Raw genomic sequence first — 2,372 nt, 5'->3', positions numbered from 1 at the left:
GCTGGTCAAGCAGCTCCTTCGGGATCTTGGGCTCAGCGGCGCGCTGTGCATCGTTCTGCGTCTCGTGCTTTTTCTTTCTCGGCATATCGACTCCTCTCGGTCATGATATGCCTCGAACACAGAATTTCAGACAGGCCCCATCCGAGAGAAAATCCGTCTGAGTAATCGCAAACGCAATCAGTGGGGACAACGCCAACGGAACAACGAACGCTCCTGCGTCTGGTGTACCGATGAGTGAAGAGCCAACAATCACTAATGCAAGGTAGAGAAACAGCAGCAACCTTGCGTACCGCTTCAACGTACGTCCGAATTTCGTGCCCGCCCCATGTCCCTGCGACAGCGAGTTGCCGCCGAAGACCTGGCCAAGAACGACTCCTCCAACGAGACCAATCACCGCTGAAAACAACGGAAATGCTGCAGCCAGCGCCAACTCAAGCAGCCCCATGTACTCAAGAATGTTTACATGAAACTTGGACCAGTACCCCCATAAGTAGAGCGCGCCTGCAGCTACCGCGTACGCTGAGACCCATGGAATGTATGGTGTGAATCTAAGAGTGGAGCTCTTGGCCACAACTTCTTCCGTCATTGTCATAGCACCTTGCGCTGGGCTTCATACACATCTGGCTAGGGTCAATGCTCGAAGCAGGTCGAATCGTTACGGCCCAGAGGAACATCGCACCAGCACAGGTAATCATCTTCCAGCAGCGATTCCAGCCGCTGGGCGAAGCGACGCTCCCCTGCCGTTGCCGAGGAAGTCAGTCCTGGAATCAGCTTCGCCACATCCGGCTTTCCATGTCGTAGCTGCGATTGTGCAGCTGAGGTCGTCCGTTATATCGGGGTGATCCGTCCCGCCTAGCGACACGGGTCACAGGATTCTGTCTACTGCGACAGTGATTGCGTGCAGATGCGCGGAACCGTGACGTGGATGCGGACTCACTCCTGCAGTCGTTCCTATCACGGCGGGCTCTTGCTCCTCTTGCGAACCGTCTTGCGCCTGCCAGCACCATCGGATCGCGTCGCCACCTTCGCCGCCGGAACCAGCGCTCGAACGCCGTCCAGCTCCGTTCCGACACGCAGCCTCTCCATGTACGCCCCATAGGCGAACGAACGACTGCGCTGGCGCCCTGTCATCTCCTGCAGCACTCCCGCGCCGACCAGCGCATCGACAGCCCTGCCGGCGGTGGGCTTGCTGGCTTCCAGGATCTTCATGGCACTCGCAACCGTGACGATCGGATGCTTCGGCAATGCTTCGAACAGCCGCAGCGAGGCCACCGACGATGCGGCTGCTTCGAGCACGTGGACGCGATCGCTGGTGACCGTAGCGAACAATTCGCGCGCGGTGGTTACCGCCTCTTCGCCGATGGTCGCGACACCGTCCAGAAAAAAGTCCAGCCAGCCTTCCCAGTCGCCGTCGGTTCGCACGGCGCCGAGGCGTCGGTAGTACTCGGCCTGATGACGTTTGAAGAATAGGCTGAGATAGAGCAATGGCTGGTGAATGAGCTGCCAGTGTTCGAGCAGCAGCGCGATCAACAGGCGCCCGATGCGACCATTGCCGTCGAGATATGGATGAATGGTTTCGAACTGCACATGGATCAGTCCGGCGCGAACGAGCGGCGGCAGCGAGTCGTCCGCGTGCAGATACTTTTCGAGTGCTGCGAGCAACGCGCCGACGCGCTGTGGCGGCGGCGGAACGAAGACTGCGTTGCCGGGACGTGAGCCGCCGATCCAGTTCTGCGTGCGCCTGACCTGTCTGGGCGACTTGTGCGCACCACGCACGCCCTTCATCAGCCGCTTGTGGGTTTCGTTGAGCAAGCGCACCGACAGCGGCAGCCCTTTCGTAGAGCCGAGTTGGTCACGTGCGTAACGCAGCGCATCGACGTAGTTGCAGACTTCTTCGACGTCGGGCGTCAGATTTGCATCGTCGCTGCTTTCGAACTGCATCAGGTCGACGAGCGTGGCCTGTGTGCCTTCGATCTGCGAGGACACGACCGCTTCCTTGCGAACGAATCCGTAAATGAACCAATCGACCGAAGGCACCATGCCCGCGGCAAGATCCAGCCGCCGCAATGCTTCCTCGGCTGCGTTCAGCCGCTGCGCCAGGGTGGCTTCAATGCGGATCGGCGGAGCGGCAACCGGCAACGAATGCGGCACGAAAGCCTGCACGGCCTCCCCGCCGACGATCGATCCCTCATAGCTGCCCGATACCCGGTTCACGATCGTTCCTTACGGTTTCTCTAAGTAACGAAGTCTTTACTTGCAAACGCGGCTGGTCAAGTGGCCATTTCATGTCGATATTTTCAATATTTATCGACATGTTTCTACGACATGTCGGTGGCATCGACGATTGAGGCGGGCGGACGTGTTCAGAAAGG

General features: G+C 59.1%; 3 protein-coding genes. All 3 read right to left on the bottom strand.

Going from position 1 to position 2,372, the window contains the following annotated elements:
• Nucleotides 1-100: 100 nt before the first annotated feature.
• The 3 genes from VIZ63_RS18480 to VIZ63_RS18470 all read right to left on the bottom strand — a co-directional run bounded on the left by VIZ63_RS18480 (nucleotide 101) and on the right by VIZ63_RS18470 (nucleotide 2,214).
• Nucleotides 101-586 (bottom strand): hypothetical protein, encoded by a 486-nt coding sequence (locus tag VIZ63_RS18480; RefSeq protein ID WP_331611188.1) that lies wholly within the window; start codon nucleotides 584-586, stop codon nucleotides 101-103.
• Nucleotides 587-630: 44 nt separating this feature from the next.
• Nucleotides 631-780 (bottom strand): hypothetical protein, encoded by a 150-nt coding sequence (locus VIZ63_RS18475; RefSeq protein WP_331611187.1) that lies wholly within the window; start codon nucleotides 778-780, stop codon nucleotides 631-633.
• A gap of 174 nt (nucleotides 781-954) precedes the next feature.
• Nucleotides 955-2,214: a Fic family protein gene (locus tag VIZ63_RS18470; RefSeq protein WP_331611186.1), complete on the bottom strand. Its 1,260-nt coding sequence runs from the start codon at nucleotides 2,212-2,214 to the stop codon at nucleotides 955-957.
• Nucleotides 2,215-2,372 lie beyond the last annotated feature (158 nt).

It is taken from the genome of Povalibacter sp. (genome assembly GCF_036520495.1).
Classification (GTDB): Bacteria; Pseudomonadota; Gammaproteobacteria; order Steroidobacterales; family Steroidobacteraceae; genus Steroidobacter.
The sequence above is the reverse complement of the archived record's forward strand: the minus strand, read 5'-3'. Positions and strand labels throughout refer to the sequence as shown.

Bases quoted from the DNA above. Each gene is read 5' to 3' on its own strand.
- VIZ63_RS18480 (WP_331611188.1), bottom strand. From the start codon at position 586: ATGACGGAAGAAGTTGTGGCCAAGAGCTCCACTCTTAGATTCACACCA.